We start from the raw sequence: 14730 nt of genomic DNA, 5'->3' as shown, positions 1-14730 counted from the left end.
GGGATTTATCCCCGACAGGCGCGAAGCGCCTCTCCTTTCAGGCCCGCTGCGCAGGCCATCGGGGCGGTGCGACGTTTCGCTGAATCCCCTCACTACAACTGCTCATCACTGGATTGTCTGCGAGTCGAGAACCCTCATGCGAAACCCTTTGCGAATCGCCGCCCTCAGCGCCCTGCTCCTGTCCTCCCTGGCCCAGGCCGCCGAGCTGATCCCGATCGAAGTGCATCGCGACGCCAATTGCGGCTGCTGCAAGAAATGGATCAGCCATCTCGAAGCCAACGGCTTCAAAGTCGAAGATCACGTCGAAAGCGACATGAGCAGCTTCAAGCAGCAACACGGCGTGCCACCGCGCCTCGGCTCTTGCCATACCGCGCTGATCAACGGCAAGTTCGTCGAAGGCCATGTGCCGGCTGAACAAGTGCTGGCCCTGAGCAAGCGCGACGATCTGCTGGGTATCGCCGCTCCGGGTATGCCCATGGGTTCGCCGGGCATGGAAATGGACGGTATGAGCGATGCCTATCAAGTGATCGGCCTGAAAAAGGACGGCACGGATGTGGTGGTGGCGGACTACCCGGGCCACTGATGGCTGCCGGTTACGTCGGGCTGTTCGCGGCGGCGTTCGGCGCTGCGACGCTGTTGCCGCTGCAATCCGAAGCGCTGCTGGTCGGTCTGATCGTCAGTGACCGTTACTGGCTCTGGGGCCTGCTGGGCGTGGCGACACTGGGCAATGTCCTCGGTTCGCTGGTCAACTGGTGGCTGGGACGCGGCCTCGAACGCTTTCAGGATCGGCGCTGGTTTCCCGTCAACGCCAGACACATGGCCACCGCGCGCAAACATTATGAGCGCTACGGACATTGGTCGCTGCTGCTGAGTTGGCTGCCGGTGATCGGCGATCCGTTGACCCTGATCGCCGGCGTCATGCGCGAACCGCTGGGGCGCTTTCTGCTGATCGTCACGCTGGCCAAAGCTGCGCGCTACGCCGTGGTGGCGATGCTGACCCTGGGCTGGCTCGGTTGAACATTCACGCCACGGCGTTGCCTGTGGTTAACGTCGCCCTAATCCGGGCGTTCCAGCATCGGTCGATTTCCATGGAGTTTGCCCTTATGTCCGTCACGCTCACACGCTGGCTGCCCGGCCTGTTCCTCAGCACAGCGCTGCCGCTATTGGCCCAGGCGGCCGTGCCCGACAACGCCCCGAACGACGCCCCGACCTATGGTCCGGAGCTGCAAGGGTTCCAATACCCCTACACACTCAAGCACTTTGCCTTTGAGTCACAGGGGAAATCCCTGCAGATGGGCTACATGGATGTTGCCGCCCAAGGCAAGGCCAACGGTCGCACCGTGGTGCTGATGCACGGCAAGAACTTTTGCGCCGCCACCTGGGACAGTTCGATCAAGGCCTTGAGCGAGGCCGGTTACCGGGTCGTCGCGCCGGATCAGATCGGCTTCTGCACCTCCAGCAAACCTGACAACTATCAATACAGTTTCCAGCAGTTGGCAACCAACACTCATCGCCTGCTCAAGACGCTCGGCATCCAGAAAGCCTCGCTGCTTGGCCACTCCACCGGCGGCATGCTCGCCACGCGCTATGCGCTGCTGTTCCCGGATCAGGTCGAACAACTGGCGCTGGTCAATCCGATCGGTCTGGAAGACTGGAAAGCCCTTGGCGTGCCCTATCGCACCGTTGATCAGTGGTATCAGCGCGAACTGAAAGTCACCGCCCAAGGCATTCGTGACTATGAGCGCACCACCTATTACGACGGCCGCTGGAAACCCGAATTCGACCGTTGGGTCGACATGCTCGCCGGCCTGAGCAACGGCCCGGGGAAAACCCGGGTGGCGTGGAACTCGGCGCTGATCTACGACATGATTTTCACCCAGCCGGTGTACTACGAGTTCAAGGACCTGAAGATGCCGACCCTGTTGCTGATCGGCACCTCTGATACCACGGCCATTGGCAAGGATCTCGCTTCCCCCGAGGTCAAGGCGAAAATCGGTCACTATGACGTGCTCGGCAAGCAGGTCGCCAAGCTGATCCCACAGTCGACGCTAGTGGAATTCCCCGGCCTGGGCCACGCGCCGCAGATGGAAGAACCGGCAAAATTTCATCAGGCCTTGCTCGGCTGGCTGAACAATTCCAATCCCGTTCGTTGATGAGGTAAGGCTGATGGCGGTGCAGATTGCAGTGATTGATGACTGGCAGGACGTGGCACGGGGTGTGGTCGACTGGTCGGTGCTCGACAGCATCGGCGAAGTCAGCTTCGTGCATGACTACCCGGCTGACAACGCCGTGCTGGCCGAACGACTGGGCAAGTACCAGGTGATCTGCGTGATGCGCGAGCGCACGCGTTTCGACCAGGATCTGCTGCAGCGCCTGCCCAACCTCAAGCTACTGGTCACCGGCGGCATGCGCAACGCGGCGCTGGATATGCAGGCGGCCGCCGGCCTCGGCATCAAGGTCTGCGGTACCGACAGCTACAAGCATGCGGCACCGGAACTGACCTGGGCACTGATCATGGCCGCCACGCGCAACCTGGTGAATGAAGCCAACTCCCTGCGCGCCGGTGGCTGGCAGCAAGGGCTGGGCGGCGACTTGCATGGCAAGACCTTGGGCATCCTCGGTCTTGGCAGCATTGGCCAGAAGGTCGCGCAATTCGGTCAGGTGTTCGGCATGCGCGTGATTGCCTGGAGCGAAAACCTCACCGCCGAGCGCGCGCAGCAGGCCGGCGTGACCTACGTCAGCAAGCAGGAATTGTTCGAGCAGGCCGACGTGCTCTCGGTGCACCTGGTACTCAGCGAGCGCAGCCGCGGGTTGGTCGATGCGCAGGCGCTGGACTGGATGAAAAACACCGCGCTGCTGATCAACACCGCGCGCGGGCCGATCGTCGATGAAGCGGCGCTGATCAAGGCATTGCAGAAACACAAGATCGCCGGGGCGGCGCTGGATGTGTTCGATCAGGAGCCGCTGCCTGAACTGCACCCGTTTCGCACACTGGAGAATGTATTGGCCACGCCGCATGTGGGGTATGTGAGTCGGCAGAACTATGAACAGTTCTTTGCGCAGATGATCGAGGATATTCAGGCTTGGGCGGCGGGGAGCCCGCTGCGCCTGTTGAATTGATCGTCAGTGCTGGATGGCGGTGACCCGACTGACGCCTTCGCGAGCAAGCCCGCTCCCACATTGGAAATGTGTCGTACACAAATCAACTGTGGGAGCGGGCTTGCTCGCGAAGGGGCCTTAATAGACAACACATCAACAAACTGCCCGCACCACAACAGTGCAGCCTCCATCCCCGCTAGCACAGAAACGTGACCGACCAGTCACCGTTTTAGCCCTTCCAAAGGAAAAAACCTGCACTTCGTCGGTGCGTTCAGCCCTGCACACCACGTCTTTCACCGCCTGCAAACCGATTGTCGAACAATTTACCATTTGCTCTCGCCCGCTCTAGGATCTGGCCTAGACTGATTTTCGCGGGGTTAGACCAGTCGGTCACTGCACGTAAAAAAAGTCGAAACTTTTGCGTGAAGCGGCGGGTCATCTGCAACACAGGGGCAACGTGACTGGTGCAATCCTTGCAACGCCCCCTTCATCCATTCTGCTTGCGCGTGTTGGGTAGCGTTTGCTCACCGATGCGTGGCGCGTTTGCGCCCGGCCACAGGATTTGGCCATGGATATGGCTTGTTCCAGACAAGAATCAGATCAACGACACGGGAGATTCATATGATCAGTGCGGCATTGGATATTCAGGGAGAGCGTGCTCAGCAGGCGGTTGGTGAATCGAGCACGGTGAGTCTTCCCGGCAGCCGGTCGATCAACGTCCCGGGCACCAAAACGCTGACGCCGGTCGCCAGCCAGAATCCCAACAAGAAGAAAGTGTTGTTCGTGACCTCGGAAATCGCCGATCTGGTGAAGACAGGCGGTCTGGGTGACGTCTCCGCCGCCCTGCCCCGCGCCATGGCGCACCTGCACGATGTGCGCGTGTTGATCCCCGGTTATCCGCAGGTGATGCACAGCGAGAACCCGATCCACATCATCGGCGAACTCGGCGGCCATGCCGCGTTGCCCCCGTGCAAGATCGGCCGCATGGACATGCCGGACGGGCTGGTGATCTATGTGCTGATCTGCCCTGAACTCTATGAACGTGAAGGTTCGCCGTACGGTGCCAATAACGGTCGCGACTGGCCTGACAACCATATTCGTTTCGCCCGCCTGGGCCTGGCCGCTGCCGACATCGCCGCCAACCTCGCACAAATTCACTGGTGCCCGGATCTGGTGCACGCCCACGACTGGCCGGCCGGCCTGGCCCCTGCTTATATGCACTGGCGCGGGCAGCGCACGCCGACCCTGTTCACCATTCACAACCTGGCTTATCAAGGCGTGACCAGCCTCGGCTCGTGCCCGGAGCTCGGCATCCCGAACCATGCCCTGCAACAGGAAGGCATGGAGTTCTACGGCAAAATGTCGTTCCTCAAGGCCGGCATGGCCTATTCGAGCCACATCACCACGGTCAGCGCCACCTACGCCCAGGAAATCACCACCCCGGATTTCGGCTGCGGTCTCGACGGCTTTCTCGCCGCCAAGACCCAGCAAGGCTTGCTCAGCGGCATTCCCAACGGCATCGACGAGAGTTGGGACGCGGCCACTGATCCGCACCTGTTTGCGCCGTTCGCCATCGGCGACTGGGAAGGCAAAGCCGTCAACGCCGCCCATGTGCGTGAACTGTTTGGCTTGAAAGATTCCAGCGGCCCGCTGTTTGCCGTGGTCTCGCGTCTGGTTTATCAGAAAGGCCTGGACCTGACCCAGGCAGTCTCCGAGTACATCGTGCAGAACGGCGGCCAGATCGCGATCATCGGCCGTGGCGAGCCGGAAGAAGAACAGGCCATGCGCGAGCTGGCGCTGCGCTTTCCCGGGCAGATCGGCGTGCGCATCGGCTTCAATGAGACCGATGCCCGGCGCATGTTCGCCGGCAGTGATTTCCTGCTGATGCCGTCGCGTTATGAGCCCTGCGGCCTGAGCCAGATGTACGCCCAGCGTTTCGGCTCGCTGCCGGTGGCGCGCAACACTGGCGGCCTGGCCGACACCATCGAGAATGGCGTCACCGGTTTCCTCTTCGACGAATCCACGGCCGACAGCTACCGCGAAGCCCTGAGCCGCGCGTTCAAGGTATTCGCCTTCCCCGACTTGCTCAACGCCATGCGCTGCCGGGCGATGGCTGCGCCGTTCAACTGGTGCAAAGCGGTCGAACCCTATGCCGAGCTCTACGAACAACTGGTCGCCAAGGCGCTGGGTAAAGCCGGCCACAAATAACTCACGGAGCTTTTCACGATGCCGTTACGGACCCAAGAAAACTGGCCCCACGGCGCGATCATGCAGGACGCCGAACACACTCAGTTTGCGCTGTGGGCACCGGATGCGTTTTACGTCAGTGTCGAACTTGAAAATGGCCAGTCGCTGCCGATGTTGCCGCAGACCGATGGCTGGTTCGTGATCAAGACCCGGTGCCCGGCGGGCACCCGTTACCGCTTCAACATCGATGGCGAACTGGAGGTGCCCGACCCGGCCTCCCGTGCTCAGGACGGCGACATTGACCGCTACAGCGTGGTGGTCGATCCGCTGGCCTATCAATGGCGCCACACCACCTGGAATGGTCGGCCGTGGAGCGAAGCGGTGATTTACGAGTTGCACGTCGGCGCACTCGGCGGCTTTGCCGAAGTCGAACAGCATCTGGCGCGCCTCGCCGAACTGGGCATCACCGCTATCGAATTGATGCCGCTGGCGCAATTCCCCGGCACCCGCAACTGGGGCTACGACGGCGTGTTGCCCTTCGCTCCGCAAGCCTCCTATGGCACCCCGGAACAGCTCAAGCACCTGATCGACAGCGCCCACGGCCATGGTCTGGCAGTGATTCTCGACGTGGTCTACAACCACTTCGGCCCCGACGGCAATTTCCTTGGCCGCTACGCCAAGGGCTTTTTCCGCGAAGACAAACAGACCCCATGGGGCGCGGCAATCGATTTTCGCCGCGATGAAGTTCGCGAGTTCTTCATCGAAAACGCGCTGATGTGGCTGTTTGAATATCGCTTCGATGGCCTGCGTCTGGACGCGGTGCATGCGATAGAAAGTCCGGACTTCCTACCCGAACTCGCCCAGCGTATTCGTCAGCAGACTGATCCGGCTCGCCACGTCTGGCTGACCGTGGAGAACGAGCTCAACCAGTCGAGCCTGCTCGAATACGACTACGACGCGCAATGGAACGATGACGGCCACAATGCCTTGCATGTGCTGCTGACCGGCGAAACCGACGCCTATTACGCCGACTACGCGCTGCAACCTACGGAACAACTGACGCGCTGTCTGAGCCAGGGTTTCGTGTTCCAGGGCCATATCACCCGCCACGGCGAACCCCGGGGCGAACCGAGCGAACACCTGCCCTCCACCGCTTTCGTGCTGTTCCTGCAGAATCACGACCAGATTGGCAACCGTGCCTTCGGTGAGCGCCTGCATCACCTCGCCGATCCACGGGCACTGCGGGCTGCCACGGTGCTGTTGCTGCTATCGCCGATGATCCCGCTGATGTTCATGGGCGATGAATACGCCGCCGAGCAACCGTTCCTGTTCTTCACCAGCCACCACGGCGAACTCGCCGAATTGGTGCGCGAAGGACGTCGCAACGAGTTTTCCGGGTTCGCCGCGTTTACCGATCCGCATAAACGCGAGCAGATCCCCGACCCGAATGCCGAGGAGACCTTCCACGCCTCGCAGCCCCGACTGATTGGCAGCGGCACCGCAAAACAGCAGGAAACCCTCGCGTTGTACCGGCAACTGCTGCAATTGCGCCACCGCTACATCATTCCCAATCTGTCCGGCACCCAGGCGCTGGGCGCGCACATGCTCGGCTTCGGCGCGGTCACTGCGCGCTGGCGCCTGGGCGATGGCAGTCAGCTGCGAATTGACCTGAACCTCAGCGATACGCCAGTGGTCAACCCTGCACAGACCGACGCCGTGTGGTTGTTTCAGCAGCCGCCTGCAGACGATCTGTCGGAACCGGGCATCCTCGCCCCGTATTGCGCAATTGTCAGCCTCACGGCCGCAACCCCCTTGCAACCTCTGGATGGAGAGCGCCTATGAGCGATGCGCAACTGGAAATACTCGCAAGCCGCGCCGGCCTTGCCGTCGACTGGATCGACGCCAACGGCCGTCCGCAGAAAGTCGCCCCGGCGGTACTGCGCAATGTCCTCACCGGCCTGGGCCATCCGGCCAATACCGCCCAGGAAATCGACGCCAGCCTGCTGCAGCTGCAACAGGTGCAGCAGGATCGCCACCTGCCACCCCTGCTGACCGCAGACGTCGGCGTCCGCGTTGATCTGGCCCGCTACTTCGAACCTGAAACCCCGTGCGAAATCCATCTGGAAGACGGTTCGCGGCTGAACCTCAAACTCGACGCCGAAGCCAAATTGCCGGGGTTGATCCCGGTCGGCTATCAGCAGGTGCACATCGCCGATCAGTATTTCACCCTCGCCGTAGCGCCGGAGCGTTGCTTCAGCGTTGGCGATGCGGTGGACAACCCGATCCCCCGTGTGTGGGGCCTGAGCGCGCAACTGTACGGTCTGCGCCGCCCCGGCGACGGCGGTTTCGGCGACACTCAGGCGCTGGAAGAGCTGGCCCGGGTGGCCGGCGAGCGCGGTGCCGAGGCACTGGCGATCAGTCCGCTGCATGCGATGTTCAGCGCCGATACCGGGCGCTACAGCCCTTATTCGCCGTCCAGCCGGCTGTTCCTCAATTCCCTGTATGCCGCACCGGGCGCGATCCTTGGCGAACGGGCGTTGCGCGATGCGATCGACGCCAGCGGTCTGGCCGAGCAATTCAAGCAACTGGAAGACCTCAAACTGATCGATTGGCCGGCCGCCGCCGATGCCAAGTACAAATTGCTGCAAGCCTTGTACGACGGCTTCGTCGCGGGCGAGCATCCGTTGCATGCCGACTTCGCCAGTTTCCGCCATGCCGGTGGTGAAGCGCTGGAAAATCACTGCCGCTTCGAAGCCATTCAGGAAATGCGTGCCGACCGTGGCGAAAGCCTCGACTGGCGGCAGTGGCCGGAGCACTGGCACGAACCGCGTGGCGCCGCCCTCGAAGCGTTTGCCGAAGAATACGCCGAGCGCATCGGCTACTTCGCCTTTTGCCAATGGCTGATCCATCGTTGCCTGGAGCGTGCGCAAACCGCTGCGCGCAGCGCCGGCATGCGCATCGGCCTGATCGCTGATCTGGCAGTCGGTGCCGACGGCGCTGGCAGCCAGGCGTGGAGCTTTCAGGACGAACTGCTTGCCTCGCTCACCGTCGGTGCACCGCCGGATATTCTCAACCGCTCCGGTCAGGGTTGGGGGATTTCCGCGTTCTCCCCCGAAGGCCTGATCCGCAACGGCTTTCGCGCTTTCATCGACATGTTGCGCGCCAACTTCGCCCATGCCGGCGGGCTACGCATCGACCATGTGATGGGCCTGCAACGCCTGTGGGTGATCCCCAACGGCGCCGCACCGGCCGATGGCGCTTATCTGTATTACCCGTTTGACGATCTGTTGCGGCTGTTGACCCTCGAATCCCATCGGCACCAGGCCATTGTCCTCGGTGAAGACCTCGGCACCGTGCCCGACGGCCTGCGGGAAAAACTCAGTGCGCGGGCGATCCTCGGCATGCGTGTGCTGCTGTTCGAACAGGACAACACCCGTTTCAAACCGATTCTCGACTGGCCGGATAACGCCCTGGCGACCACCACGACCCACGACCTGCCGACGCTCAACGGCTGGTGGCATGGACGCGACATCGACTGGAACTCGCGTTTGGGCTTCGTCGATGCCAACGGTGAAATCGAATGGCGCCGTCATCGTCAGCGTGAACGCGAAGGCCTGCGCGGTGCGCTGAGTCAGGACCCGCAGAACTTTCGCGAAGAGTCCCACGAAGCCGATCAAGTGGTGGATGCCAGCGTGCGCTTCCTCGGTCATACCCGCGCGCCGCTGGTGCTGCTGCCACTGGAGGACGCGCTGGGCATCGACGAACAGGCCAACCTGCCCGGCACCATCGACAGCCACCCGAACTGGTCGCGGCGTTTGCCCGGCAACAGCGAAGCGTTGCTCGATGGCGTCGATGCTGCGCGGCGTCTGGAACTGCTGGCGTGCGCCCGCCTGCAAGCTGCCGAGCGTGACCAATGAACCAGACGCTCATCCAGCCACTGCGCGCGACCCTGCGCCTGCAATTTCACAAGGGCTTCACCCTGGAACAGGCAGTGCCGCTGGTGCCGTACTTTGCCCGCCTCGGCATCAGCCACATTTATGCCTCGCCGCTGCTCGCGGCCCGCGCCGGTTCGATGCACGGCTACGACGTGGTCGACCCGACGCAAGTCAACCCGGAGCTCGGCGGCGAGCCGGCGCTGCGGCGTCTGGTCAGCACCCTGCGCGAACACAACATGGGGCTGATCCTCGACATCGTCTCTAACCACATGGCCGTCGGCGGCAGCGATAACCCCTGGTGGCTCGATCTGCTGGAATGGGGCCGACTCAGTCCTTACGGCGAGTTCTTCGACATCCAGTGGCACTCGCCGGACCCGTTGATGGAAGGCCAGTTGCTGCTGCCGTTTCTTGGCAGCGATTACGGCATCGCCCTGCAGGAAGGCACGCTGAAATTGCGCTTCGATGCGCAGCAAGGACGCTTCCACGTCGAGCATTACGACCACCACTTCCCGATCTGCCCGAATGACTACGGCGAGCTGTTAAAACCAGTCGAGGCGCTGAAATCCCTGGCCGATCGTTTCAGTACCCTCAGCTACCAGACCGACGCCCATGCGTTGGCGATGCCGCTCAAGGAAGAACTGAAAGAGCTGGCGAGCGATCCGCAGGTCCTCGCCGCGATCACGGAAAGTCTCGCGCATTACGACTCCACCACCGCAGAAGGCTTCGACAAGCTGCACCAGTTGCTCGAGCGCCAAAGCTACCGTCTCGCCAGTTGGCGCACCGCAGCGGATGACATCAACTGGCGGCGCTTTTTCGACATCAACGAACTCGGCGGCTTGCGCGTCGAACGTCCGGCCGTGTTCGAAGCGACCCACGGCAAGATCTTCCAGCTGATTAGCGAGGGGCTGGTCGACGGTTTGCGCATCGACCACATCGACGGCCTCGCCGATCCGCGTGGCTACTGCCGAAAACTGCGGCGGCGCCTCGACTTTCTTGCGCCGGGCCGGCACTTGCCGATCTACGTCGAGAAGATTCTCGGCGCCGGCGAAACCCTGCGCACCGACTGGGCGGTGGATGGCAGCACCGGTTACGAGTTCATGAATCAACTGTCGTTGCTGCAACATGATCCCGATGGTGAATACGTGCTCGGCGATCTATGGCAACGGCGCACCGAGCGCCCGGCGGCATTTATCGAAGAAGCGCAACTGGCACGCCAGCAGATCCTCAACGGCTCGCTGGCCAGCGACTGCGAAAGCGTTGCCCAGGCGCTGCTGCAAGTGGCGCGCGACGATTTGATGACCCGTGACCTGACCCTCGGCGCGATCCGTCGGGTGTTGCAGGCGCTGATCGTGCATTTCCCGGTGTATCGCACTTACATCAGCGCGCTCGGTCGCTCGGCGCAGGATGAACAGTTCTTCCAGCAAGCCATGGACGGCGCGCGGCAGACGCTGGGCGAAGGCGACTGGCCGGTGCTCGACTGCGTGGCGGCCTGGCTCGGTGGCACGCCCTGGCGGCACAAGCCGCGCGGGCGCTCGCGCAAGATCCTCAAGCACGCCTGCGTACGTTTCCAGCAACTGACGTCGCCGGCAGCGGCCAAAGCCGTGGAAGACACCGCGCTGTATCGCTCGGCGGTGCTGCTGTCGCGCAATGACGTCGGCTACAACACTGAGCAGTTCAGCGCGCCGGTCAGCGACTTCCATGCGGTCAATCAGCAACGGCTGGCGGCGTTCCCCGACAACCTGCTGGCCACTGCGACCCACGATCACAAACGCGGCGAGGACACTCGCGCCCGCCTGGCGATTCTCAGCGAACGCAGCCACTGGTACGCCGAGCAGGTCGAGTTGTGGCGCGCCCTCGCCCGGCCGTTGCGCGACGATGATCAAGTGCCGTCGTCCGGCGATGAATTGATCCTTTATCAGGCGCTGCTGGGCAGTTGGCCGCTGCAATTGCGTGATGACGATCAGTCAGGTTTCAGCGAGTACGCCGAGCGCATCTGGCAGTGGCAACAGAAAGCCCTGCGCGAAGCCAAGCTGCAAAGCAGCTGGAGTGCGCCCAACGAGGCCTACGAAAACGCAGCGCAGACGTTCACCCAACGACTGCTCACCGGTGCAGAAGGCGAGCTGCTGCGCGCCGCGCTGAGCAAGACGGTCAACAGCATCGCTGCGGCCGGCGCCCTCAACAGTCTGGCGCAAACCTTGCTGCGCATGACCGTGCCGGGGGTGCCGGATCTGTATCAGGGCAACGAGTTCTGGGACTTCAGCCTGGTCGATCCGGACAACCGCCGGCCGGTGGATTACGCCGCGCGCGCGCAAGCTCTGGACGGACACGCGCCGCTCCCGGAGCTGCTGGCGAACTGGCGTGACGGGCGCATCAAGCAAGCGTTGATCGCCGAGGTGTTGAACCTGCGCGCCGAACACGCCGAGCTGTTTCGCCGGGGCACGTATCAGGCCTTGGAGGTGCTGGGCGAGCAGGCGCACAACGTGCTCGCATTCGCCCGTGAGCACGAGGGCGACTACGCCATCGTGATCGTGCCGATCCGCTGCGCGACGTTGCTGGAAAACAGTGCCGTGCCGCAGGTGGATGCGCTGCGCTGGGGCGATACGCGAGTGGTTTTACCGTTCGCCGCCTCTGACACAAACCTGAAGGGACTTTTTCACAGCCGCGCAGTCACAAAAAACAGGGAGCTGAACGTCAGCGCCGCGCTGGGGGATTTCCCGGTCAATCTGTTTATCCAACTCTTTACGTAACGACGAGTTCAGTTCAGGAGCATTGCGATGAGTACCGACGATAAACGCATCCGCGAGTTTGCCTATCAGATCTGGGAATCCGAGGGCAAACCTGAAGGTCATGAAGCGCGTCATTGGGAAATGGCGCGCAAACTGGCCGAAGCCGAGGCTCTGGCGCCGAAGAAGTCGCCCAAAGCCGCTGGCAGCAAAGCCGCCGGCAAAGGCCCCGACAGCAAGGCCCCGGCGGCCAAGCCGAAGCCTCCGGCGGCGGCCAAAGCCAAACCGGCGAGCGCCGCCAAAGTCGTACCGCCGGGTGAAACGCCCGCCGAGAAAAAGCCGCGCGCCCCACGCAAGCCCCCGGCCAACTGACCCACCCGGAATATTGAACTGAATCACCGTGTGGCGAGTTCGCTCGCCACCGAGGGCCAACTCGTCCTCAAGAAACCCCAAACAACCCCTGTCAGGGAGAGATGTCTGTGGTGAGGGGATTCATCCCCGATCGGCTGCGAAGCAGTCGCAGGGCCGCTGCGCGACCCATCGGGGATAAATCCCCTCACCACAGATTCTGTGCCCACAGTTGATCCGTTATCCGAACCAACCCGTTTTGCAGGAGCAATCATGTCCAGTCCAAAAAAAAAAGGCCGAGCCCGCAGCGCACGCTGAGCCATCGAGAATCCGTGAAGGCCTGCCCTTCCCGCTCGGCGCAACCTGGGATGGTCTGGGGGTGAACTTTGCGCTGTTTTCCGCCAACGCCACCAAGGTCGAACTGTGCATCTTCGACGATGCCGGTGAAGTCGAACTCGAACGTATCGAACTGCCGGAATACACCGACGAGATTTTCCACGGCTATCTGCCCGACGCCCATCCGGGGCTGATCTACGGCTACCGCGTCTATGGCCCGTATGACCCGGCCAATGGTCATCGCTTCAACCACAACAAACTGCTGATCGACCCTTACGCCAAACAATTGGTCGGCCAGTTGAAATGGTCCGAGGCGTTGTTCGGTTACACCATCGGCCACCCCGACGCCGACCTCAGCTTCGATGAACGTGACAGCGCGCCGTTCGTGCCCAAGTGCAAGGTCATCGACCCGGCGCACACCTGGGGCAACGACCATCGGGTCAGCGTGCCGTGGGACAAGACGATCATTTACGAAACCCACGTCCGCGGCATCAGCATGCGTCACCCCTCGGTGCCAGAGAACGTGCGCGGTACATTTGCCGGTCTGATGGTCGATGACGTGCTTGAGCACATCCGCAAACTCGGCGTATCGAGTGTGGAACTGCTGCCGATCCATGCCTTCGTCAATGACCAGCACCTGCTGCACAAGGGCATGACCAACTACTGGGGCTACAACAGCATCGCCTTCTTCGCCCCGGATCCGCGTTACCTGGCCAGCGGCAAGATCGCCGAATTCAAGGAGATGGTCGCGCACCTGCACGAGGCCAATCTGGAAGTGATCCTCGACGTGGTCTACAACCACACCGCCGAGGGCAACGAGCAAGGCCCGACCCTGTCGATGCGCGGCATCGACAACGCCTCTTACTACCGCCTGATGCCGGACGACAAGCGCTTCTACATCAACGATTCCGGCACCGGCAACACCCTCGACCTCAGTCACCCGTGTGTGCTGCAGATGGTCACCGACTCGCTGCGCTACTGGGCCAGCGAGATGCACGTCGACGGTTTCCGCTTCGATCTGGCGACCATTCTCGGGCGCTATCACGACGGTTTCGACGAGCGTCACAGCTTCCTCGTCGCCTGCCGGCAGGACCCGGTGCTGCGTCAGGTGAAAATGATCGCCGAACCTTGGGATTGCGGCCCCGGTGGCTATCAGGTCGGCAATTTCCCGCCGGGCTGGGTCGAATGGAACGACAAATTCCGCGACACCGTGCGCGCGTTCTGGAAAGGCGACGACGGCCAGGTTGCCGACTTCGCCAGCCGCATGACCGCGTCCGGCGAGATGTTCAATCAGCGTGGACGGCGGCCGTACTCGTCGGTGAATTTCATCACCGCCCATGACGGTTTCACCCTCAACGATCTGGTGTCGTACAACGACAAGCACAACGAGGCCAACGACGAAAACAACCAGGACGGCAGCAACAACAACCTGTCGTGGAACCACGGCGTCGAAGGCCCGACCGACGATCCGGAGATCAACGCACTGCGCCACCGGCAGATGCGCAACTTCTTCGCCACGCTGCTGCTGTCGCAGGGCACGCCGATGATCGTTGCCGGCGACGAATTCGCCCGCACGCAGGACGGCAACAACAACGCCTATTGCCAGGACAGCGAGATCGGCTGGGTCAACTGGGATCTCAGCGAGGACGGCAAGGCGCTGCTCAAATTCGTCAAACGTCTGATCAAGCTGCGTATGGCCTATCCGATCCTGCGCCGTGGGCGTTTCCTGGTCGGCGAGTACAACGAGGACATCGGCGTCAAGGACGTCACCTGGCTGGCGCCGGACGGCACCGAGATGACCACCGAACACTGGCACGACGCGCACAACCGCTGCCTCGGCATGCTCCTCGACGGTCGCGCACAGGAAACCGGGATTCGCCGCAAAGGTGCCGACGCAACGTTGCTGCTGGTGGTCAACGCCCATCACGACATCGTCAATTTCAGTCTGCCGGAAGTGCCGGAAGGCAGTTTCTGGACCTGCATGGTCGACACCAATCAACCGGCGGTTCGCGGTCAGGAACGCTTCGAGTTCGGCCATGAATATTCGGTCACCGGCCGCTCTTTGCTGCTGTTCGAATTGCAACGCGAAGAAGAAGACTGAT

At 62.3% G+C, this 14730-nt stretch carries 10 protein-coding genes; all 10 read left to right on the top strand.

What is annotated here, in order from left to right:
• Positions 1 to 136: 136 nt before the first annotated feature.
• Positions 137 to 583 carry a DUF411 domain-containing protein gene (locus V9L13_RS05775; RefSeq protein WP_338801818.1) on the top strand — a complete coding sequence of 149 codons (447 nt, stop codon included), beginning with the start codon at positions 137 to 139 and terminating at the stop codon, positions 581 to 583.
• The gene (locus tag V9L13_RS05770; protein ID WP_338801817.1) at positions 583 to 1017 is read left to right on the top strand and encodes a YqaA family protein; all 435 of its coding nucleotides are present in this window, start codon (positions 583 to 585) and stop codon (positions 1015 to 1017) included. The genes V9L13_RS05775 and V9L13_RS05770 overlap by 1 nt, the downstream gene beginning before the upstream one ends.
• A gap of 86 nt (positions 1018 to 1103) precedes the next feature.
• The gene (locus V9L13_RS05765) at positions 1104 to 2153 is read left to right on the top strand and encodes an alpha/beta hydrolase (protein WP_338801816.1); all 1050 of its coding nucleotides are present in this window, start codon (positions 1104 to 1106) and stop codon (positions 2151 to 2153) included.
• 13 nt (positions 2154 to 2166) lie between these two features.
• The gene (locus V9L13_RS05760) at positions 2167 to 3120 is read left to right on the top strand and encodes a D-2-hydroxyacid dehydrogenase family protein (protein ID WP_338801815.1); all 954 of its coding nucleotides are present in this window, start codon (positions 2167 to 2169) and stop codon (positions 3118 to 3120) included.
• Positions 3121 to 3720: 600 nt separating this feature from the next.
• Positions 3721 to 5307, top strand: coding sequence for a glycogen synthase GlgA (gene glgA, locus V9L13_RS05755; protein WP_338801814.1), 1587 nt, complete (start codon positions 3721 to 3723; stop codon positions 5305 to 5307).
• Positions 5308 to 5325: 18 nt separating this feature from the next.
• Positions 5326 to 7128 (top strand): malto-oligosyltrehalose trehalohydrolase, encoded by a 1803-nt coding sequence (treZ, locus tag V9L13_RS05750; protein ID WP_338801813.1) that lies wholly within the window; start codon positions 5326 to 5328, stop codon positions 7126 to 7128.
• Entirely contained in the window at positions 7125 to 9203 is a 2079-nt protein-coding gene (malQ, locus tag V9L13_RS05745) for a 4-alpha-glucanotransferase (RefSeq protein ID WP_338801812.1), read from the top strand. Before treZ ends, malQ begins: the two co-directional genes overlap by 4 nt.
• Positions 9200 to 11968, top strand: a complete 2769-nt coding sequence (locus V9L13_RS05740; protein WP_338801811.1) for a malto-oligosyltrehalose synthase — start codon at positions 9200 to 9202, stop codon at positions 11966 to 11968. Before malQ ends, V9L13_RS05740 begins: the two co-directional genes overlap by 4 nt.
• A gap of 27 nt (positions 11969 to 11995) precedes the next feature.
• Positions 11996 to 12316, top strand: coding sequence for a DUF2934 domain-containing protein (locus tag V9L13_RS05735; protein ID WP_338801810.1), 321 nt, complete (start codon positions 11996 to 11998; stop codon positions 12314 to 12316).
• A gap of 235 nt (positions 12317 to 12551) precedes the next feature.
• Positions 12552 to 14729 carry a glycogen debranching protein GlgX gene (gene glgX / locus V9L13_RS05730; RefSeq protein WP_338801809.1) on the top strand — a complete coding sequence of 726 codons (2178 nt, stop codon included), beginning with the start codon at positions 12552 to 12554 and terminating at the stop codon, positions 14727 to 14729.
• Position 14730 lies beyond the last annotated feature (1 nt).

It is taken from the genome of Pseudomonas sp. RSB 5.4, from assembly GCF_037126175.1.
In the GTDB taxonomy this organism is placed as follows: Bacteria; Pseudomonadota; Gammaproteobacteria; order Pseudomonadales; family Pseudomonadaceae; genus Aquipseudomonas; species Aquipseudomonas fluorescens_H.
The sequence above is the reverse complement of the archived record's forward strand: the minus strand, read 5'-3'. Positions and strand labels throughout refer to the sequence as shown.